A 19,718-nucleotide genomic window follows, 5' to 3' on the forward strand; every position below is an offset into this window, starting at 1 on the left:
GCCTGAAAGTGCACCGGGAGAAAGGTGAAGGAGGTGCGCGGACCGGACGCGGGGAAACCGCTGTGAGGGTGCCGGTCGCCGAATGCGTGTGCGGCAGAAGGGTATGGGGTGCTGTGGGCCCGCTCGCAGCCGGGAGCAGGGCTCCGTGCAGCACTCGGGAGGAAAGGAGCAGTGTGACCATCGACAGAATCTGGTCGTACGCGCCGGACAGCGGATACGTCGAGGGACAGGACCTGACGGGCTTCAGCGTCGTAGCGAGCGACGGCACGATCGGACACGTGGACCGGCAGGCCGCTCCCCACGGCATGGCACACCTCGTCGTCGACACCGGCGTCTGGATCTTCGGCCGCAGCGTCCTGGTCCCGGTGGGCGTCGTCACCCAGGTCGACACCCGCGACCAACGGGTCACGGTGGCCTGCAGCGGGGCGGAGGTGAAGGCGGCCCCCCGCTTCCGCACCGACAGCGAGACCCGGGACGGTGAGTACCTCGCGGCGGTCGGCGCCTACTATCTGCGGCTCACGGCCACCGCCTGACCGGGCCGGACCGGGGGAGCGTCACCAGGGCAGGAAGACGTGCACGTCCTTGCCGCGCTCGTCCGACACTACGCTGACCTGGTCGCACAGGGCGTGCACCAGGTGCCAGCCGATGCCGCCGCCACCCGTGCGCGGATCGAAGGAACGCGGGGCCGGCGGCGTCGGGTTGGTGTCGCGCAGCGTCACGTGCACGCCGTCGAAGGTGCGGCGCAGGCGCAGCACGAAGGGTCCCGGAGCGTACTGGACGGCGTTGGCGGCGAGTTCCGTGACCACCAGCAGGATGTCGTCCCAGTGCTCGGGGGTCGCGGGTGGCACGCTCTGGCCCAGGTCGTCCAGGAATTCCTCAGCGGCGAGCCGCGCACCCGTCACGCAATGCGGCTCGCCCGCGAAACGGGTGGTGCGGCTCGGAATCGCCTCGGAAGTCAGTGTCTCGTCCCAACGCGGCTCGGTGCCGTGCCGCTCTCACGGCCCGGCGTCAGCGGGTGGTCGTACTCTCTCATGTCGCCACTGAGCCGTGTTCCCGAGGGCAGGCGACCCAATCGTCCTCACCATCGGGAACGCGGCCGCCGGGCGGGTCTCAGCGGAACACGTTGTCCGAGTCGTCCCAGTTCAGCAGGTCCTCCGCCGGGGTGTGCCGGGCGCCGGCCGAGCGGGCCTGGTACATCGCGTCGATCTCCATCGCGTAGCGCCGCACGATCTCGTCCCTGCGCAGCTTCATCGACGGCGTCAGAAGACCGTTGGCCAGGTCGAACGGCTCCGGCAGCACCCGGAACACCCGGATCGACTCCGAGCGCGAGACCGTGCTGTTGGCGGCGGCCACGGCCCGCGCGATCTCCTCCCGCAACGCGTTCTCCTCCCGGGCCTCGCGCACCGAGGGATCCTGCTGGGCCAGCAGGACCCCTCGCCAGTGCGCCAGGAACTGCGGGTCCAGGGTGAGCAGGGCGCCCACACAGGGCCGGTTGTCGCCGACCACCACGGCCTGGTGGATCAGCGGATGCATCCTCAGCCGGTGCTCCAGGGCGGCCGGAGCCACGCTCTTGCCGCTCGCGGTGACGATGATGTCCTTCTTGCGGCCGGTGATCGTCAGATAGCCGTCGGCGTCCAGCTGTCCGAGGTCCCCGGTGGCCAGCCAGCCGCCGTGCAGCGCGGCCCGTGACGCGGCCTCGTCGTTGACGTAGCCCTGGAAGACCGAGGACCCCCGCACCAGGATCTCCCCGTCGTCCGCCACCCGGAGATCCACGCCCGGCAAGGGCCGGCCCACGGTTCCGGACTTCTCCCGGCCCAGCGGCTGCATGGTGATCCCGCCGCTGGTCTCCGTGAGGCCGTACCCGTCGTGGACGTACATGCCGATGCCCTCGTAGAACAGGGACAGCTCACGGCCCAGGGTGGAGCCGCCCGAGGTGGCACGGCGGGCCCGGCCGCCGAGCGCGGCCCGCAGTCTGCGGTAGACCGTGCGCTCGTACAGGGCGTGCTGGAGCCGCAGGTCGAACCCCGGGCCGGGACCCTCGCCCAGCCGCTGCCGCTCGCAGGCCAGGGCGAAGTCCCGGGCGGTGTCGGCGGCCCGCTCGAACAGGGCGCCGCGGCCCGACTGCTGGGCGGCGCGCAGGAAGTTCTTGTAGATCTTCTCGAAGACCGAGGGGACGGCGTAGAAGTAGGTGGGGCGGAAGGACTGCAGGGCGGCCGCCAGCGCCTCCTCGCCCAGGTCGGGCTCGTGGGCCATGAGCAGACCGCCGCGGATGCACAGGCACTGGATCATGAGGCCGTACACATGGGAGAAGGGCAGGAAGGCGAGGACGGACGGCTGCTCTCCCGGGGCTGCCGTGATCTGGCGCCAGCCTTCGAGGAGGGTGTCGACGGGGCTCGCGAGGCCGCGGTGACTGAGCGCGCAGCCCAGCGGACGGCCTGTGGTGCCGGAGGTGTAGGCGACGACCGCCGTGGAGTCCGGCAGCACGATCCGGCGCAGTGACTCGACCGTGGCGAGCGGGATCATCCGGCCCCGCTCCCTCAGGTCCTCCAGTGCGTCCGCGTCCAGCTGCCAGACATGGCGCAGCCGGGGCAGCGAGGCGCACACCGAGCCGACTGTCATCACCGCCTGCTCGTCCTCCACCACCACGGCCACACAGGCGGCGTCGCGCAGGATCCACTCGACCTGCTCGCGGGAGGACGTCGGATAGATCGGTACGACCTCGGCGCCGACCGTCCACAGCGCGTAGCTGAGGACCGTCCACTCGTACCGGGTGCGCGCCATGACGGCCACCCGGTGTCCGGGCGAGATCCCGGAGGCCACCAGTCCCTTCGCGAGGTCCACCACCTCGTCCCGCAGCTCCACGGCCGTGACCTCCTGCCAGCGTCCCGAGGAGCCCTCGGGACGGCGGGCGAGCACCGGCAGGGTGGGATCGAGCTCCGCCCGCTCGAACACGCTGTCGGCCAGACCACCGCTGGAGCGTGAGATGGTTCGGGGAGCGAGGGCGAAGTCGCGCATGCGCTGCTCCTGACGTGTACGGACTGTGACGGTGCCGACGAGCTCGGTCATCCGCGGTGCTCGAATGTAGCCCAGGCGCGAGCGAGTGGTACCTGGAATACGGAAGTAACCGGTCAGCCGTGATCTGGTCGAGATCGGGGCACTCGGACCGCATGAGCTACACGAACCCCGACCCCGAACCCGAGCGCACCACCGGGCTGGAACCGGGCGGCGGCGTACCGCCGGGCGAGACCCCGCCCGCCGAGAGCAGCCTGCCCGAGGCCGGCCCCCGGGAGACGCACAACCCGACCAGAGGCTGGGCCAAGGGCCCGCTGGCCCTGATCCTGCTCCTGGTCGTCCTCGTCGCCGCCTTCTTCCTGGTGTACGCGGTCGTCCTGGCCCTGTGAGACCTACGCCTGGGTCAGCCGCACGCACTCGGTGACCACGCTCCGCAGGCTCCCGGTGCGCTCCAGCAGCTCACGCTGCACCCGGGCGCCGTTGCCGTGCCGCAGCAGTTCGGCGCAGGACTCGCGGGCCCGGTCCAGGTCGCCGCTGTCGGCGAGCGCGTCTTCGACGTGCTCCAGCAGGGCCCGCACCACCGTCTCGGCGGGCATGCGGTGCATGGTCTCCGGGTGGAGCAGCTCCTCCGTCAGGCCGGAGCGCGCGGCCCGCCAGGCCGCCAGCCGCAGCAGGCTCACACTGTGCGTCACCGGCTCCTTGTCCGCCCGCCACTCGCGCGCGGCCGTCTCCACGAGCCCCCGGGCGAGGGTCGCGAGCAGGGCGGCGGTGTCCGCCTGCAGACAGACGTCCGAGACCCGGATCTCCACCGTCGGATAGGTACGGGACAGCCGGGCGTCGAAGTAGATCATCCCCTCGTCCAGGATGACGCCGGTCGCCACCATGTCCGCGACCCGCTGGTGATAGCGCTCCGCCGAGCGGAACGGCTCGGTCGGGCCGGCCGAGGGCCAGCGCTGCCACACCCGGCTGCGGTAACTGCTGTAGCCGGTGTCCTTGCCCTGCCAGAAGGGCGAGTTGGCGCTGATCGCGGCCAGCACGGTCAGCCAGGGCTGGATCCGGTCGACGATCGCGACGGCCTCCTCGTCGGAGTCCACGGACACATGGACATGACAGCCCATGACGAGCTGCTCCCGGGTGGCGATGCCGTACTGCTCCGCCATCCACTGGTAGCGGCGGCCGATGCCGATGGAGGGGCTGACCGGCAGTGGCGAGGTGGCCAGGGAGGCCACGGCACAGCCACTGTCGCCGGCGAGCCGGGCGGCCTCCTTGCGGCAGCGCACGATCTCCGCGTGGAGTTCGTCCATGCCCGACTGCGGGTGGGTGGCGAACTCCAGCATCTGGTTGTGCAGTTCCTTCTCGAAGACGTCCTGGTCCGGCTCGTCCTGCGCGGCCCGCGCGAGTACGGCCGCGGACAGCGCCTGCGGCTCGCCGGTCTCGGGGTCGACCAGGAGGAGTTCTTCCTCCACTCCCACGGTGCGCACGTGACATAGCCCTTTCTGTGACCCTCGGCGACGAGGATGTTCTCGTACGACCCCGACTGCCCCTTCGGGACGGTCGGACACCTCCGCGTCGCCTGCGGGCTCAGTCGGGCATCGGGACCAGCCACACCGTCGCGAGCGGCGGCAGGGTGAGCCGCAGCGCCCCGTCCTCCGCCTTGACCGGGTCGGGCCGCACGATGTCGCCGCCGCCGTACCGGGCGGCGTCGGTGTTGAGGGACTCCTGCCACAGGGGGTGACCGTCGGGGACGGTGAGGCGGTAGTCCTCGCGCACGACGGGGGAGAAGTTGGAGACCGCGAGCAGCGGACCGCCCGCCGCGTCGAACCGCAGGAAGGCGAAGACGTTGTCCTCGGCCGCGTCCCCGACCACCCACCGGAAGCCTCCGGGGTCGGTGTCGCGCTCCCACAGGGCGGGGGTCGCGCCGTAGACGGCGTTCAGGTCGCGCACGAGATCGCGCACGCCCCGGTGGTCGGGCTCGGCGGCGTACGCCGGGTCGAGCAGCCACCAGTCGGGGCCGTGGGACTCGGACCACTCGGCGCCCTGGGCGAACTCCTGGCCCATGAACAGGAGTTGCTTGCCGGGATGCGCCCACATGAAGCCGAAATACGCGCGATGGTTGGCACGCTGCTGCCACCAGTCGCCCGGCATCTTGGACACCAGCGCCTGCTTGCCGTGGACGACCTCGTCGTGGGAGATCGGCAGGACGTAGTTCTCGCTGTACGCGTACACCATCGAGAACGTCATCTCGTTGTGGTGGTACTTGCGGTGCACCGGCTCATGGCTGATGTAGCCGAGGGAGTCGTGCATCCAGCCCATGTTCCACTTCAGGCCGAAACCCAGCCCCCCGCTGTCCGTGGGGCGGGTCACGCCGTCCCAGGCCGTGGATTCCTCGGCGATCGTGACGACCCCCGGCGCCCGGCGGTACACGGTCGCGTTCATCTCCTGGAGGAAGGCCACCGCGTCGAGGTCCTCCCGGCCCCCGAACACATTGGGGCTCCACTGGCCGGAGTCGCGCGAGTAGTCCAGGTAGAGCATCGAGGCGACCGCGTCCACGCGCAGCCCGTCGATGTGGAACTCCTCGCACCAGTACACGGCGTTGGCGACCAGGAAGTTGCGCACCTCGACGCGTCCGAAGTCGAACTCGTACGTTCCCCAGTCCGGGTGCTCGGCACGCCGGGAGTCCCCGGGCTCGTACAGCGGGTCCCCGTCGAAGCGGGCCAGTGCCCAGTCGTCCTTGGGGAAGTGGGCCGGCACCCAGTCCATGATCACACCGATGCCGGCCCGGTGGAGGGCGTCGATCAGGTGCTTGAAGTCGTCAGGTGTGCCGAGCCGGGAGGTCGGCGCGTAGAAGCCGGTGACCTGGTAGCCCCAGGAGCCGCCGAAGGGGTGCTCGGCGACCGGCATCAGCTCGACGTGGGTGAAGCCCAGGTCCTTGACGTAGGCGGGCAGCTGCTCGGCGAGTTGACGGTACGTCAATCCCTTGCGCCAGGTCGGCAGATGAACCTCGTAGACGGAGAACGGCGCCTGGTGCACCGGCACTTCACCGCGGCGGGCCATCCACTCCTCGTCGCTCCACTCGAAGTGCGAGGAGGTCACCACCGACGCGGTCGCGGGAGGCACCTCGGTGCCGCGCGCCATCGGGTCGGACTTGAGGAACCGGTCGCCGTAGCGCGAGGTGATCTCGAACTTGTAGCGGGCCCCCTCGGCGATCCCCGGCAGGAACAGCTCCCACACCCCGGACGAGCCGAGCGAGCGCATCGGGAACGCCTGTCCGTCCCAGAAGGTGAACTCCCCGGCGACCCGGACCCCCTGGGCGTTGGGCGCCCACACCGTGAAGCGGGTGCCGGTCACGCCCTCGTGGGTCATCGGTTCGGCGCCGAGCGCCTTCCACAGCTGCTCGTGGCGGCCCTCGCGGATGAGATGGAGGTCGGTCTCGCCGAGCGCGGGCAGGAAGCGGTAGGGGTCGTGCACCTCCTGTTCGCCGTCCGCGTACGCCACCAGAAGGGTGTAGGCGGGGATCGCGTCGAGGGGCAGCAGACCGGAGAAGAGGCCGTCGCCCTCCGAGGTCAGCCGTCTGCGCTCGCCGTCGATCACCACGCTCACCGAGCGGGCGAAGGGCCGCAGGGCCCGGAAGGCGATCCCGCCCGGGACCGGGTGGGCGCCGAGCAGCGCGTGCGGGTCGTGGTGGGCGCCGGCCAGCAGCCGGGCTCGGTCCGCGGGGTCGAGTGCGGGGGCCGGGGCACAGCGCGCCGGTCCGGACGGCTCGGGCAGTGAGGTGTCGCGCAGGGCCACGGCTCAGTCTCCTCTCACGGCGAGTCGTTCGATCGCCGCCATGGGCACGGGCAACCAGTCGGGCCGGTGCCGTGCCTCGTACAGGACTTCGTAAACGGCCCGGTCGGTCTCGTAGGCGCGCAGCAGGCCGTGCTTCTTGCGCGGATCCCATCCGGCGAGGGCGGCATAGCCCCCGCAGAAGGCCTCCCGGCAGCGGCGGGCCCACTCGGGCCGCCAGGGCCGGCGCTGGCGGGCCGCGTAGTCGAAGGAGCGCAGCATGCCCGCGATGTCCCGCACCGGGGACTGGGCGGTGCACCGATCGGCGAGCGGGCGCGTGGGCTCGCCCTCGAAGTCGATGACGAACCACTCGCGGCCCGCCCGCAGCACCTGCCCCAGGTGCAGGTCACCGTGGACGCGCTGCGCGGGCGGCCCGGAGTCGCAGGTGGCGAGCGCGCCGAACGCGCTGCGCAGGCCGGGGACGAACGGCCGCAGCGCCGGCACGCTGTGCGCGGCGGAGTCGAGGCGTTCGGTCATCGCGGCCGCCGTGGAGCCGTTGTCCTCGTGGCCGGTGCCGGGGAAGGCCGCGGCCAGCGCGAGGTGTACCTCGGCCATGGCCCGCCCCAGCTCGTGCGCCTGCACGGTGAAGTCGTCACCCGAGGCGAGCGCCTGCAGGGCCAGTGCCCAGCCGTCGGACGCGTCGCGCAGATAAGGCTGGAGCACGCCGAGCGTGGCCTCCTGCGGATGTGTGGTCCGGAACCAGGCGACCGGCGCCGGCACCCGGCGGCAGCCCTGTGCGGCCAGCGCCACCGGCACCTCTAGGTCCGGATTGACCCCGGGTTGGATGCGGCGGAAGAGCTTCAGGATGAACTCGTCGCCGTACACCAGCGAGGTGTTCGACTGCTCGGCCTCCAGCAGCCGCGGCGGGAGCCCCGAGGGCACCGGCACCGAGGGAGCGCGTTCGAAGCGCAGCGGGCCGGCGGTGCCGGGATGCCGCAGCCGCTCCAGCAGCAGTTGTGCCGAGCGCGGGTCGTGCAGGGCGTCGTACACCGTGAGACCGGCCAGGGGGCCCTGCTCCGCACGGCCGATGAGGGCGCGCCCGAGACGCGGCAGGAGATGTTTGCGCACCACGAGCAGCAACTGGTAGCAGTCGCCCGCCGGGGCGCCGCCGCCGGGCGCGGGCACCCCGCCGTGACCGGTGTGGACCAGCAGATGCAGACAGCCCGGGAACAGCTCGGTCATCGACAGCAGACCGAGCTCGCTCACGGGCCGGTCCTTGCCCGCGAACCAGCGCTGCCGCGGCAGCCACTGGCGCAGCAGGTCGCCGAGCGAGGCCATGAGATCGGCCGCGGGCGCGGGTCTCGGGCTGAGGGGTGCGGTCTTCGGCATGGTGACGCGTCCTTTCGTCGGCACGCTCAAAGGCGTCGGCCGATGCGGGATGCGACTCGGGAGAGCCGGAACCAGTAGAAGCCGTGCCCGCCGAGGGTCAGCAGGTACGGCAGTTCACCGATGGCCGGGAAGCGCACCCCGCCGAACAGCTCGACCGGGTGCCGGCCGTCGAACTCGCGCAGATCCAGTTCTGTGGGCTGCGCGAACCTGGAGAAGTTGTTGACACACAGGACCAGGTCGTCCTCGTACTCCCGCAGGAAGGCCAGCACCGCGGGGTTGGAGGACTGCAGTTCGGTGAAGGTGCCGAGACCGAACGCCGGGTTCTGCTTGCGGATCTCGATCATCCGGCGGGTCCAGTGCAACAGGGAGGACGGCGAGGCCATCGACGCCTCGACGTTGGTGACCTGATGTCCGTAGACCGGGTCCATGATGATCGGCAGGTTGAGCCGCCCGGGGTCGGCCGCGGAGAAGCCCGCGTTGCGGTCGGGGGTCCACTGCATGGGGGTGCGGACGGCGTCCCGGTCGCCGAGCCAGATGTTGTCGCCCATGCCGATCTCGTCGCCGTAGTAGAGGATCGGCGAGCCGGGCAGGGACAGCAGCAGAGCGGTGAACAGCTCGATGGTGTCCCGGTCGTTGTCGAGCAGGGGAGCAAGGCGCCGCCGGATGCCGATGTTGGCCCGCATCCGTGGGTCCTTCGCGTACTCGGCCCACATGTAGTCGCGTTCCTCGTCGGTGACCATTTCGAGGGTCAGCTCGTCGTGGTTGCGCAGGAAGATGCCCCACTGGCAGTTCTGCGGGATGGCCGGGGTCTTGGCGAGAATCTCGGAGATCGGATAGCGCGACTCGCGGCGGACCGCCATGAAGATGCGGGGCATGACCGGGAAGTGGAAGGCCATGTGGCATTCGTCGCCGCCTGCCTGGTAGTCGCCGAAGTAGTCGACGACGTCCTCCGGCCACTGGTTCGCCTCCGCGAGGAGGACGGTGTCCGGGTACATCGCGTCGATCTCGCGGCGGACCCGCTTCAGGAACTGGTGCGTGGCGGGCAGGTTCTCGCAGTTGGTGCCCTCGGCCGCGTACAGATAGGGGACGGCGTCGAGGCGGAAGCCGTCGATGCCGAGGTCGAGCCAGAAGCGCAGGGCGGCCAGGATCTCCTCCTGGACGGCCGGGTTCTCGTAGTTCAGGTCCGGCTGGTGGGAGAAGAAGCGGTGGAAGTAGTACTGGCCTCGGACCGGGTCATGGGTCCAGTTGGAGACCTCGGTGTCGACGAAGATGATCCGCGCATCCTCGTACTGCTTGTCGTCGTCGGCCCACATGTAGTAGTCGCCGTAGGGGCCGTCGGGGTCCTTGCGGGACTCCTGGAACCACGGGTGCTGGTCGCTGGTGTGGTTCATGACGAAGTCGATGATCACGCGCATGCCGCGCTGGTGGGCGGCGTCGACGAACTCCACGAAGTCGGCGAGGTCACCGAACTCCGGCAGCACGGCGGTGTAGTCCGAGACGTCGTACCCGCCGTCCCTGAGCGGCGACTTGAAGAACGGTGGCAGCCACAGACAGTCGACACCGAGCCACTGGAGGTAGTCCAGCTTGGCGGTCAGGCCCTTGAGGTCGCCGACGCCGTCGCCGTTGCTGTCCTGGAAGGAACGGACGAGCACCTCGTAGAAGACCGCGCGTTTGAACCAGTCGGGGTCCCGGTCCTTCGCCGGGGTGTCCTCGAAGGTGTCGTGGACGGGCTCGTTGACAGTCACGCTGTGGATCCTCCGCTCTGCGGCGCCGACCTGCGGACCTGGAACAGATGCGCCGGTGCCCGGCCGGGCTCCAGGCGTACATAGCTGTTTCTGCGCCAGTGGTAGGTCTCGCCCGTCAGTTCGTCGTGCACGGACAGGGACTCGTGCCATTCCAGGCCGAGTTGCGGCATGTCCAACGAGACCGTGGCCTCCTGGGTGTGGTGCGGATCGAGGTTCACGACCACCAGAACCGTGTCGTCGCCGGTGCGCTTGCTGTAGGCGATGACGGCGTCGTTGTCGGTGTGGTGGAAGCGGATGTTCCGCAGACGCTGGAGAGCGGGGTGGCGGCGTCGGATGGTGTTGAGCTGGGTGATCAGGGGGGCGAGGCTGTCGGGGGCGTCCCAGTTCCTGGGCTTGAGCTGGTACTTCTCCGAGTCGAGGTATTCCTCGCTGCCCTCGCGCAGCGGGGTGCTCTCGGCGAGTTCGTAGCCGGAGTAGATGCCCCACGTGGGGGAGAGGGTGGCGGCCAGGACCGCGCGCAGCGCGAAGGCGGGGCGGCCGCCGTGCTGCAGGAAGGCGTGCAGGATGTCGGGGGTGTTGGCGAAGAAGTTCGGCCGCATGTAGGAGGCCGCCTCACCGGAGAGTTCCGTCAGGTACTCGGTGAGCTCTTCCTTGGTGTTGCGCCAGGTGAAGTAGGTGTAGGACTGCTGGAAGCCGATCTGGGCCAGGGTGTGCATCATCGCCGGCCGCGTGAACGCCTCCGCCAGGAAGATCACATCCGGGTCGGTGGCGTTGATGTCGGCGATCACCCGCTCCCAGAACACCACCGGCTTGGTGTGCGGGTTGTCCACCCGGAAGATCCGCACCCCGTGGCCCATCCAGTGCCGCAGCACCCGCAGCGTCTCCGCGACCAGCCCGTCCAGATCGGCGTCGAAGGCGATCGGGTAGATGTCCTGGTACTTCTTCGGCGGGTTCTCCGCATAGGCGATGGTGCCGTCGGGGCGGTGGTGGAACCACTCCGGATGCTTGTGCACCCACGGATGGTCCGGCGAGCACTGCAGGGCGAAGTCCAGCGCGACCTCCAGACCCTGCCGCCCGGCTTCCTTCACGAACCAGTCGAAGTCCTCGATCGTGCCCAGGTCCGGGTGGACCGCGTCATGGCCGCCCTCCGGCGAGCCGATCGCCCACGGCACGCCCACATCGTCCGGGCCGGCGGACAGGGTGTTGTTGCGGCCCTTGCGGAACGTCGTGCCGATCGGATGGATCGGCGGCAGGTAGACCACGTCGAAGCCCATCGCGGCGATCGCCGGCAGCCGGCGGGCCGCCGTACGGAACGTGCCGTGCGGACGCTCCGGGGTGCCCTCCGAGCGCGGGAAGAACTCGTACCACGACCCGAACAACGCCCGCTCCCGCTCCACCAGCAGCGGCAACGACTCCGACGCCGTGATCAACTCACGCAACGGATGGCGGGCGAGCACCGAGTCGACCTCCGGCGTCAGCGCACCCGCCAGACGGGTGGCGACCGGCAGCGTGTCGTCCGCGAGGGTCTGCGCCGCGGCCAGCAGCACCGCGTGCTGGGGTCCCTCCGGGACGCCTGCCGCCGCACGGGCGTACAGCTCGGCGCCCTCCTCCAGGACCAGACCGGTGTCGAGACCGGCAGGAACCTTTATGCGGGCGACGTGACGCCAGGTGCCGATCGGATCGCTCCAGGCCTCGACGCGGTACGTCCAGCGGCCCTCGACGTCCGGGGTGACCTCCGCGCCCCAGCGATCGCTGCCGGCGGCCAGCTCCCGCATCGGCGTCCACGGGCCGTGCCGCCCTTCCGGGTCGGTCAGGACGACGTTCGCGGCGACCGCGTCATGGCCCTCGCGGAACACCGTCGCGGTGACCTCGAAGGTCTCTCCCACGACCGCCTTCGCCGGGCGCCTGCCGGACTCGACGGCAGGGCGGACGTCCCGAACCGGGATGCGGCCGATGACCGGGGTGGAACTCATGCTCTCGCCTCCGCCGTGCTCGAGGCCGGGCGCTGACTGCGCCCGGCCGGGGATCGAAGCTGCGCCGGAAGGGGGCTACCTCCCTGCGGGGGAACGTTCCGTGGATCTCGGCGGACCGCGTCTGGCGACGGCACCCGCGCGGGGAAGGTCGCTCTGCTCCTGGAGGTAGGCCACCACGGTGCTGCGCAGATAGCGCTCGGCGGCCTCGGCGGCCTCACGCGCGCAGCGCTTGCCCATCAGCACGCACAGCGTGTAGCCCGAGTCCTCGAAGGTGGCCCGGACATCGCGGTCGGCGGGGGAGGCCAGCATGACGCGCTCCCAGGCGCGATAGCGCCGCAGGTGCCGGGCGACTTCGGCTTTGGCCGGTAGCAGCATGGCGCCGTTCACCTTTCGGGACTCGGGAGAATCCAGGGCGCGGAAGGGTCCGGGCTCGGGACGATCCAGGGCTCAGAAGATCCGGGATTCAAGAGATCTTCACTCATGGTGCACGCGCGGCGACTCAACGTCTTGTTGGTTCTTCAACTACTTCAACCCCTTCCGGTCTCGGTCGTCGCTCGTGTTGCACGAATGGCGTAGCACTCCCACTCTGGAGTGACTCTGAAGCGATCAGCGCTCACGCTCCGTGTTTCGGGGCCCGGTCCCGCGGGGGCCGGGAGGAGCGGGAGCTTCGCCGGTGAGGAGCGAGCGACGATGAAGACCGCAGTGCCCTGCTACTACCACCTCGACGTGGAGGTCAGCCCGGAACGGGTCGGGCAGGTCAGGCGCATCCTGGCCGCCCATCTACGGCTCTGGGACCTGGAGACCCTGGTCGAGCCCGTCTGCGGCGGTACCGAACTGCTGCTCAAGGCCATCGACGAGCACGCGACCGACAAGAACACCTCCATCGAGCTGTGGTGGAACGGTCAGCACCTCATCACCGCCGTAGCCGAGAACGACTGCGACCTGCGCCCGGACCTGGACCTGCGCGCATGCCTCGAACGCATCGCCGCGATGAGCGACGGCTGGGGCTGCTGCGCCACCGACACCGGCAGCAAGGTCATCTGGTTCTCGCAGCGGGCCCGCGCCGGCGAGCGCGTCCCGCTGGTGCCGACGGCTCCCGCCCCCAGCCTGCGGGAGGTGCTCCAGGTGCCGCGCGAGATGCCGGTCGCGGCCCTGGCCGCCACAGCCGCCGACGGCGGGTGCTGAGCGTGGCGTCGTCCAGGAAGAAGCAGGTCAAGAGCGGGAAGCGGGTGCCGGCCTGGAGCGGGCACCCCTACCCGCTGGGCGCCTCGTTCGACGGCGAGGGCACCAACTTCGCGCTGTTCAGCGAGGTCGCCGAGCGTGTCGAACTCGTGCTGGTCGACGAGCGGGGCGCCCACACCGGCGTCCCGCTGACCGAGGTCGACGGTTTCGTGTGGCACGGCTACGTGCCGGGCGTCGGGCCGGGGCAGCGGTACGGCTATCGGGTGCACGGCCCCTGGCACCCCTCGTTCGGCCACCGGTGCGATCCGGCGAAGCTGCTCCTCGACCCGTACGCCAAGGCGGTGGACGGGCAGGTGGACAGCCACCCCTCGCTGCACACCCCGGAAGCCGACAGCGCCGGGCACACGATGCTCGGCGTGGTCACCGACCCGGCCTTCGACTGGGGCGACGACCGGCCGCCCCGGCGGCCCTACGCCGACAGTGTGATCTACGAGGCCCATGTCCGCGGGCTCTCCCGCACCCACCCTGACGTCCCGCCGGAACTGCGCGGCACCTACGCCGGTCTCGCGCACCCCGCAGTGATCGACCACCTGACCTCGCTCGGCGTCACCGCAGTCGAGCTGATGCCGGTGCACCAGTTCGTGCAGGACGGGGTGCTCCAGGACCGCGGCCTCGCCAACTACTGGGGCTACAACACGATCGGCTTCTTCGCCCCGCACAACGCCTACGCCGCCCACGGCACCCGCGGCCAGCAGGTCACCGAGTTCAAGGCGATGGTGAAGGCGCTGCACGCGGCCGGCCTCGAAGTCATCCTCGACGTCGTCTACAACCACACCGCCGAGGGCAACGAGAAGGGGCCCACGCTCTCCTTCCGGGGCATCGACAACGCCTCGTACTACCGGCTGGTGGACGGCGACTGGGAGCACTACTACGACACCACCGGCACTGGGAACAGCCTGCTGATGCGGCACCCCTACGTGCTCCAGCTGATCATGGACTCGCTCAGGTACTGGGTGACCGAGATGCATGTCGACGGGTTCCGCTTCGACCTCGCGGCCACCCTGGCCCGGCAGTTCCACGAGGTGGACCGGCTGTCGGCGTTCTTCGACCTCATCCAGCAGGACCCGGTGATCAGCCGCGTCAAACTGATCGCCGAGCCGTGGGACGTGGGGGAGGGTGGCTACCAGGTCGGCAACTTCCCGCCGCTGTGGTCGGAGTGGAACGGCAAGTACCGGGACGCCGTACGGGACTTCTGGCGCGGCGAGCCGCACACGCTCGGGGAGTTCGCCTCCCGGCTGACCGGCTCCTCCGACCTGTACCAGCACAGCAGGCGGCGCCCGCGTGCCAGCGTCAACTTCGTGACCGCGCACGACGGTTTCACCCTGCGCGACCTGGTCTCGTACAACGACAAGCACAACGAGGCCAACGGGGAGGACGGTCAGGACGGCGAGAGCACCAACCGGTCCTGGAACTGCGGGGCCGAGGGCGAGACCGACGACCCCGCCGTCCTGGAGCTGCGCGCCCGCCAGCAGCGCAACTTCCTCGCCACCCTGCTGCTCTCCCAGGGCATTCCGATGCTCTGTCACGGCGACGAACTCGGCCGCACGCAGCGCGGGAACAACAACGCCTACTGCCAGGACAACGAAGTGTCCTGGATCGACTGGGAGTTGAGCGCGGAGCAGCGTGAACTGGCCGACTTCACACGGTACGTGATCGGTCTGCGCGCGGCCCATCCGGTGCTGCGCAGGCGCCGGTTCTTCCGGGGCGAGACCGTGACGCATGCGGGGCAGCCGCTGCCCGACCTGGTCTGGCTGCAACCGGACGCCCGCGAGATGGCCGAGGCGGACTGGCAGCGTTCCGACGCGCACGCGGTCGGTGTCTTCCTCAACGGCGACGCCATCGCCGAACCCGACCCGCGGGGAAACCGGGTGGTCGACGACTCGTTCCTGCTGCTGCTGAACGGTCACTGGGAGCCCGTCGACTTCCGGCTGCCGGAGCCGGCCTACGGCGAGCGCTGGACGACCGTGCTGGACACGGCCGAGCCCCAGGGCGCCGACGAGGCCGAACACAAGGCGGGCACGGAGATGACGGTCGAGGCGCGCAGCCTGGTCCTGCTGTCGAGGCCGTCGCGCGCGGGTGCGTGAGGAGGGGGAGTGCGTGAGGAGGGCTGGTGCGTGAGGAGGGCGGGGCTCCGGCCCTTCGCCCTCAGCGCGCGCGGCGCGAGGTCACCGTGAACTGGGCGCCGTCGGGGTCACGCAGCACGGCCTCGGCGGCGCCCTGCGAGAGCACGCTGCCACCGTGGACCTCCGCCGCCTTGGCGCAGGCCGCCACGTCCGCGACCGCGAAGTGGACCTGCCAGTGCGGCCGGATCGCGGGATCGGGGGCCGAGCCCAGCGCCCCCGACTCGATGCGCGCCACCACGTCGCCGCCGCTGCGCAGCACCACCTCGCCGCCCTCGTAGCGGACCTCGCAGCAGTCGGGGCGTTCCGTGGCCCAGTCGAGGACCTCGCCGTAGAAGATGGCCGCGTCGAACGCGTCGCGGGTGTGCAGTCGCACGAAGGCCGGCTGGGCCCGTCGCCACACCTCCCAGTTGGCGATGAGCTCGCCCTCCCAGACCCCGAAGGTCGCTCCGTCGCGGTCGGAGAGCAGGGCCGCCCGGCCGGGCGGGAAGGACAGCGGGCCGACCGCCAGGGTGCCGCCGCGTTCCTGTACCCGGGCCGCCGCCTCGTCCGCGCTGGGCACCGCGAAGTACGGCGTCCAGGCCACCGCCATCTGCCACATCGCCGCCACCGCGGCGATCCCGGCGACCGGCGTGCCGTCCGCCAGCGCGACCCGGAAGCGCTCGCCCAGTTTGAGGGGCTTCCACTCCCAGCCGAGGACGGCCCCGTAGAAGTCCTCCGTGGCCTCCTGGTCGCGACTGGTCAGGCTCACCCAGCAAGGGGCGCCGAACACATGGTGGCTGGAGACGACGTCCGCGGTCGCGGTGGGATGTCTGGAATCGTGGTTCATGGCAGTCGCGTCCTGCTCTCGTCGGCCGGCGGCCACCGGGCGGTCTTCCACCAGTGTCCGTCCGGAACCGCTTCAGGCGCCTGCCGAGTACCCCGGGGGTGACGCCGAAACGGTGGTCCGTTCGCCTCCGCCCGGTGGCGCGGACCCCTCCGGGTGACAGGATGGAGACGTGCCAGTCGTCCCGAACGAACCCGCCGACGAGTCGGACCGGATCTTCGCTCTCCAGGAGGAGATCGGCCAGCTCAAGGAAGCGGTCGCCTCCCACGCGGTCGTGGACCAGGCCATCGGCATGGTCGTCGCGCTCGGCAGGATCACCCCGGACGAGGGCTGGGAAGTCCTGAAGGAGGTCTCCCAGCACACGAACATCAAGCTGCGCTACGTCGCGGAGCTGATCCTTCTCTGGGGACGGTCCGGGGAGATCCCCCCGGAGATCCGTGTGGAGCTCGAGGAGGCCCTCGACCGGTACGGCCCGACGCAGATCCCGGGAGCGCCGCCCGATTGATTCGCCTCGGGGGCTCAGTCGGCCGCGTCGGCCAGAACCTCGTCGCGCAGCTGGGCGAAGCACGTGCTGAGCAGCCGGGAGACATGCATCTGTGAGATGCCGAGTTCCTCGGCTATGCAGCTCTGGGTCATGCCCCGGAAGAAGCGCAGGTACAGGATGGTCCGCTCGCGCTCGGGCAGGGCTTTGAGGCAGGGGCCGACGGCCACACGGTCGACGACCACGTCGTAGCCGGGGTCGGGAACGCCGAGCGCGTCGCCCAGGGCGTAGCCGTCGGTGCCGGGCATCTCCGCCTCCAGCGACAGCGCCGAGAAGCACTCCAGCGCCTCCGCACCGGCGCGCACCTCGTCCTCGGTCAGGTGCGCCCGCTCGGCGATCTCGGCGACGGTCGGCGCCCGGCCGGGGGTCTGCGACAGCTCCTTCGAGGCCTGCCGGACCCGGTTGCGCAGGTCCTGCACCCGGCGCGGCACGTGCAGCGTCCACATGTGGTCGCGGAAGTGCCGCTTGATCTCGCCGGTCACGGTAGGCACCGCGTACGCCTCGAATGCGCTGCCGCGGGCCGGGTCGTAGTGGTCGACGGCCTTGACGAGCCCGAGGGCGGCCACCTGGTAGAGGTCTTCGAGGGACTCCCCGCGGCCCCGGAAGCGGACGGCGATCCGCTCGGCCATGGGCAGCCACAGTTCCACGAGCTCGTCCCGCAGGGCCTTGCGCTCCGTACCGTCGGGCAGCTGCGCCAGGCGCTCGAACGCCGCGTTGGTGTCGGGGGCGTCGTCATGCGGATGCGGCTTCGTTCTGGTGGCGACGGACATGTCGCGCACCTCCCTGAGCGGGTGCTGGGTGGACAGACACCGTGGGAGACGCGAACTCGGGCCCAGGAGAGATCCGGAGCCCTGGCGGGGCTCCCACGGACGTGCCTCCTGTCCGAAGCACTCTGTGTGGATTCCCGCTTCCGGGTGAAATAAAACAAAAGCGCCAATCATCACGAATGTGTTTGACCGGCTCTTGAGTGAGATACCTCTTAAGCAGAGGTAATCTCGGTGGTGTGGACGAAGAGACCTTCCCCGAGGAGCTGGCCGACGCCCTCGTCGGCGTCCAGCGGCTGCTCAGGCGCAGACTGCGCGCCGGACTGACCGTGCCGCGGCTGCGCGGCGCCGAGGTCGAACTGCTGCGCCTGGTCGAGGCACGGCCCGGCATCGGTGTCTCCGAGGCCGCCAAGGAGCTGCACCTGGCCGGCAACTCCGTCTCGACCCTCGTCAACCAGCTGGTCAAGGAGGGGCACCTGGTCCGCGGCACCGACCCCGCCGACCGGCGTGCCGCCCGGCTGCTGCTCACCGAGAAGGCCGAGACCCGGCTCGCGGACTGGAAGCAGCGGCGGGTCGCGCTCGTGAGCCGGCACGTCACCCGGCTGGACGCGGCCGATCAGGAAGCCCTGCGCGCCGCGCTCCCCGCCCTGCGCGCGCTCGCCGTCAATCTGCACGAGGAGGCCGAGGACACATGACATCCGACGCTGTTTCCTGTACGGGGCTGACCTACGCCTTCGGCGACACGAAAGCCGTGGCCGGACTGGACCTGACCGTCGAGGAGGGCGAGGTCTTCGGGCTGCTCGGCCCCAACGGCGCCGGCAAGACCACCGCCATCCGCTGCATCACCACCCTGCTCCCCGTCCCGGCCGGCATGATCCACGTGTTCGGCCGCGACACCGCCGGCGACCCGATGGCCGTACGCCGTCTGCTCGGCTACGTCCCCCAGCAGCTGTCCGCCGACGCGAACCTGACCGGCCGGGAGAACGTCACCCTGTTCGCCCGCGTCTTCGACGTAGCCCGCAAGGAACGCGCCGAACGCGTCGGCCAGGCCCTGGCCGCCGTCGACCTGACCGACGCCGCCGACCGGCTCGCCGGCACCTACTCCGGCGGCATGGTCCGCCGACTGGAGCTGGCCCAGGCCCTGGTCAGCGCTCCCCGGCTGCTCATCCTCGACGAGCCGACCATCGGCCTCGACCCGATCGCGCGCACCGGAGTGTGGGAGCACATCAACGCCGTACGCGAGGCGACCGGCATGACCGTCCTCGTGACCACCCACTACATGGACGAGGCCGACCAGTACTGCGACCGGGTCGGCCTCATGCACCGCGGCCGCGTCCGCGCCCTCGGCACCCCCGGCGAACTGAGGCGGGGACTGGCCGAGCAGCGCGGCACCGGCACCCTGCCGACCCTGGAGGACGTCTTCCGTGACGTCGCCGGCAGCGGACTCGAAGACGAGGGAGGGGATTTCCGCGATGTCCGAAGCACCCGCCGCACCGCGAACCGTGTCGGCTGACATCAGTCTGTTGCTGAAGCCGCCGGAGCCCCGCGCGGGCTGGCGACTGCTGCCCGCCCGGGTCGTGGCGATGTGCGCCGTCGAGCTCCAGAAGCTCCGCCACGACCGCACCGAGCTGTACACCCGCGCCGTCCAGCCCGCCCTGTGGCTGCTGATCTTCGGCCAGACCTTCACCCGCATCAAGGCGATCCCCACCCACGGCATCCCCTACATCGACTACCTGGCGCCCGGCATCATCGCCCAGTCGGCGATGTTCATCGCGATCTTCTACGGCATCCAGATCATCTGGGAACGGGACGCGGGCATCCTCAACAAGCTCCTGGTCACGCCCACCCCGCGCTCGGCACTGACCACCGGGAAGGCCTTTGCGGCCGGAGTGAAGTCGCTGATCCAGGCCGTCGTCGTCATCGTCATCGCCGCCCTGCTCGGCGTGTCCCTGACCTGGAACCCGCTCAGGCTCCTCGGCGTCGGCGCGATCGTGATCCTCGGCTCGGCGTTCTTCTCCTGCCTCTCGATGACCATCGCCGGCATCGTGCTCAGCAGGGACCGCCTGATGGGCATCGGGCAGGCCATCACCATGCCGCTCTTCTTCGGCTCCAACGCCCTGTACCCGCTGTCCGTCATGCCGGGCTGGCTCCAGGCCGTCAGCAAGGTCAACCCGCTCAGCTACGAAGTCGACGCCCTGCGCGGCCTCCTCCTCGGCACGCCCGCCCATCTGGCGCTCGACTTCGCGGTACTCGCCGTGGCCGCCGTGCTCGGCATCACCGCGGCCTCCTCGCTCCTCGGCCGGCTGGCCCGTTGATCATGCGAGGGGAACGTGATGTGCGG

Annotated in this window: 18 protein-coding genes; 8 read left to right on the forward strand and 10 right to left on the reverse strand. The window is 70.5% G+C overall.

Annotation, left to right across the window (positions count from 1 at the left end; all coding sequences use genetic code 11):
* The first annotated feature begins 173 nt into the window (after window positions 1–173).
* Window positions 174–533 carry a hypothetical protein gene (locus D1369_RS38980; protein ID WP_037898797.1) on the forward strand — a complete coding sequence of 120 codons (360 nt, stop codon included), beginning with the start codon at window positions 174–176 and terminating at the stop codon, window positions 531–533.
* Window positions 534–554: 21 nt separating this feature from the next.
* On the opposite strand, the gene D1369_RS38985 is transcribed toward D1369_RS38980, so the two are convergent.
* The gene (locus D1369_RS38985; protein WP_037898793.1) at window positions 555–959 is read right to left on the reverse strand and encodes an ATP-binding protein; all 405 of its coding nucleotides are present in this window, start codon (window positions 957–959) and stop codon (window positions 555–557) included.
* Between the two features lie 151 nt (window positions 960–1,110).
* The gene (locus D1369_RS38990; RefSeq protein ID WP_118083179.1) at window positions 1,111–3,015 is read right to left on the reverse strand and encodes an AMP-dependent synthetase/ligase; all 1,905 of its coding nucleotides are present in this window, start codon (window positions 3,013–3,015) and stop codon (window positions 1,111–1,113) included.
* A gap of 152 nt (window positions 3,016–3,167) precedes the next feature.
* On the opposite strand from D1369_RS38990, the gene D1369_RS38995 reads away from it, so the two are divergent.
* Entirely contained in the window at window positions 3,168–3,401 is a 234-nt protein-coding gene (locus D1369_RS38995) for a DUF6480 family protein (RefSeq protein ID WP_037898791.1), read from the forward strand.
* Between the two features lie 3 nt (window positions 3,402–3,404).
* Here the strand turns inward: D1369_RS38995 and D1369_RS39000 are convergent, their stop codons facing one another.
* From D1369_RS39000 to D1369_RS39025, 6 genes are all read right to left on the reverse strand, one after another.
* A complete protein-coding gene (locus D1369_RS39000; RefSeq protein WP_007379727.1) occupies window positions 3,405–4,493 on the reverse strand; it encodes a glutamate--cysteine ligase in 1,089 nt (362 codons plus the stop codon).
* A 100-nt stretch (window positions 4,494–4,593) separates the two neighbouring features.
* On the reverse strand, window positions 4,594–6,801 hold the full coding sequence (glgB, locus tag D1369_RS39005; protein ID WP_118082981.1) for a 1,4-alpha-glucan branching enzyme: 2,208 nt from the start codon (window positions 6,799–6,801) through the stop codon (window positions 4,594–4,596).
* A 3-nt stretch (window positions 6,802–6,804) separates the two neighbouring features.
* Window positions 6,805–8,166 (reverse strand): maltokinase, encoded by a 1,362-nt coding sequence (locus D1369_RS39010; protein ID WP_037898788.1) that lies wholly within the window; start codon window positions 8,164–8,166, stop codon window positions 6,805–6,807.
* A 26-nt stretch (window positions 8,167–8,192) separates the two neighbouring features.
* A complete protein-coding gene (treS, locus tag D1369_RS39015; protein ID WP_007379724.1) occupies window positions 8,193–9,911 on the reverse strand; it encodes a maltose alpha-D-glucosyltransferase in 1,719 nt (572 codons plus the stop codon).
* Window positions 9,908–11,884 (reverse strand): alpha-1,4-glucan--maltose-1-phosphate maltosyltransferase, encoded by a 1,977-nt coding sequence (locus D1369_RS39020; RefSeq protein ID WP_007379723.1) that lies wholly within the window; start codon window positions 11,882–11,884, stop codon window positions 9,908–9,910. The genes treS and D1369_RS39020 overlap by 4 nt, the downstream gene beginning before the upstream one ends.
* A gap of 75 nt (window positions 11,885–11,959) precedes the next feature.
* Window positions 11,960–12,259, reverse strand: a complete 300-nt coding sequence (locus D1369_RS39025) for a DUF5133 domain-containing protein (protein WP_007379722.1) — start codon at window positions 12,257–12,259, stop codon at window positions 11,960–11,962.
* A gap of 315 nt (window positions 12,260–12,574) precedes the next feature.
* Between D1369_RS39025 and D1369_RS39030 the strand changes: the two genes are divergently transcribed.
* Together D1369_RS39030 and glgX are read left to right on the forward strand one after the other, a co-directional pair.
* Entirely contained in the window at window positions 12,575–13,069 is a 495-nt protein-coding gene (locus tag D1369_RS39030; RefSeq protein ID WP_007379721.1) for a hypothetical protein, read from the forward strand.
* Between the two features lie 44 nt (window positions 13,070–13,113).
* Window positions 13,114–15,210: a glycogen debranching protein GlgX gene (gene glgX, locus D1369_RS39035; protein ID WP_118083180.1), complete on the forward strand. Its 2,097-nt coding sequence runs from the start codon at window positions 13,114–13,116 to the stop codon at window positions 15,208–15,210.
* A 61-nt stretch (window positions 15,211–15,271) separates the two neighbouring features.
* Here the strand turns inward: glgX and D1369_RS39040 are convergent, their stop codons facing one another.
* A complete protein-coding gene (locus D1369_RS39040) occupies window positions 15,272–16,075 on the reverse strand; it encodes a VOC family protein (RefSeq protein WP_037898780.1) in 804 nt (267 codons plus the stop codon).
* 169 nt (window positions 16,076–16,244) lie between these two features.
* Between D1369_RS39040 and D1369_RS39045 the strand changes: the two genes are divergently transcribed.
* Window positions 16,245–16,577: an ANTAR domain-containing protein gene (locus tag D1369_RS39045; RefSeq protein ID WP_007379717.1), complete on the forward strand. Its 333-nt coding sequence runs from the start codon at window positions 16,245–16,247 to the stop codon at window positions 16,575–16,577.
* A 14-nt stretch (window positions 16,578–16,591) separates the two neighbouring features.
* On the opposite strand, the gene D1369_RS39050 is transcribed toward D1369_RS39045, so the two are convergent.
* Window positions 16,592–17,383: an RNA polymerase sigma factor SigF gene (locus D1369_RS39050; protein WP_007379716.1), complete on the reverse strand. Its 792-nt coding sequence runs from the start codon at window positions 17,381–17,383 to the stop codon at window positions 16,592–16,594.
* Between the two features lie 233 nt (window positions 17,384–17,616).
* Between D1369_RS39050 and D1369_RS39055 the strand changes: the two genes are divergently transcribed.
* Genes D1369_RS39055 through D1369_RS39065 form a run of 3 tightly spaced genes read left to right on the forward strand, consistent with a single transcriptional unit; the run spans window position 17,617 to window position 19,692 of the window.
* Window positions 17,617–18,072, forward strand: a complete 456-nt coding sequence (locus tag D1369_RS39055) for a MarR family winged helix-turn-helix transcriptional regulator (RefSeq protein WP_037898778.1) — start codon at window positions 17,617–17,619, stop codon at window positions 18,070–18,072.
* Window positions 18,069–18,890, forward strand: coding sequence for an ATP-binding cassette domain-containing protein (locus D1369_RS39060; RefSeq protein ID WP_007379714.1), 822 nt, complete (start codon window positions 18,069–18,071; stop codon window positions 18,888–18,890). Before D1369_RS39055 ends, D1369_RS39060 begins: the two co-directional genes overlap by 4 nt.
* Window positions 18,850–19,692 (forward strand): ABC transporter permease, encoded by an 843-nt coding sequence (locus D1369_RS39065; RefSeq protein ID WP_037898775.1) that lies wholly within the window; start codon window positions 18,850–18,852, stop codon window positions 19,690–19,692. The genes D1369_RS39060 and D1369_RS39065 overlap by 41 nt, the downstream gene beginning before the upstream one ends.
* Window positions 19,693–19,718 lie beyond the last annotated feature (26 nt).

The organism is Streptomyces sp. CC0208 (assembly GCF_003443735.1).
GTDB lineage: Bacteria > Actinomycetota > Actinomycetes > Streptomycetales > Streptomycetaceae > Streptomyces > Streptomyces sviceus.

What these genes read in the sequence shown, in the direction of transcription:
- D1369_RS38995 (WP_037898791.1), top strand. Translation starts at nt 3,168, where the DNA reads ATGAGCTACACGAACCCCGACCCCGAACCCGAGCGCACCACCGGGCTG.
- D1369_RS39050 (WP_007379716.1), bottom strand. Translation starts at nt 17,383, where the DNA reads ATGTCCGTCGCCACCAGAACGAAGCCGCATCCGCATGACGACGCCCCC.
- D1369_RS39060 (WP_007379714.1), top strand. Translation starts at nt 18,069, where the DNA reads ATGACATCCGACGCTGTTTCCTGTACGGGGCTGACCTACGCCTTCGGC.
- D1369_RS39010 (WP_037898788.1), bottom strand. Translation starts at nt 8,166, where the DNA reads ATGCCGAAGACCGCACCCCTCAGCCCGAGACCCGCGCCCGCGGCCGAT.
- D1369_RS39025 (WP_007379722.1), bottom strand. Translation starts at nt 12,259, where the DNA reads ATGCTGCTACCGGCCAAAGCCGAAGTCGCCCGGCACCTGCGGCGCTAT.
- D1369_RS38990 (WP_118083179.1), bottom strand. Translation starts at nt 3,015, where the DNA reads ATGCGCGACTTCGCCCTCGCTCCCCGAACCATCTCACGCTCCAGCGGT.
- D1369_RS39020 (WP_007379723.1), bottom strand. Translation starts at nt 11,884, where the DNA reads ATGAGTTCCACCCCGGTCATCGGCCGCATCCCGGTTCGGGACGTCCGC.
- D1369_RS39040 (WP_037898780.1), bottom strand. Translation starts at nt 16,075, where the DNA reads ATGAACCACGATTCCAGACATCCCACCGCGACCGCGGACGTCGTCTCC.
- D1369_RS39065 (WP_037898775.1), top strand. Translation starts at nt 18,850, where the DNA reads ATGTCCGAAGCACCCGCCGCACCGCGAACCGTGTCGGCTGACATCAGT.
- D1369_RS39030 (WP_007379721.1), top strand. Translation starts at nt 12,575, where the DNA reads ATGAAGACCGCAGTGCCCTGCTACTACCACCTCGACGTGGAGGTCAGC.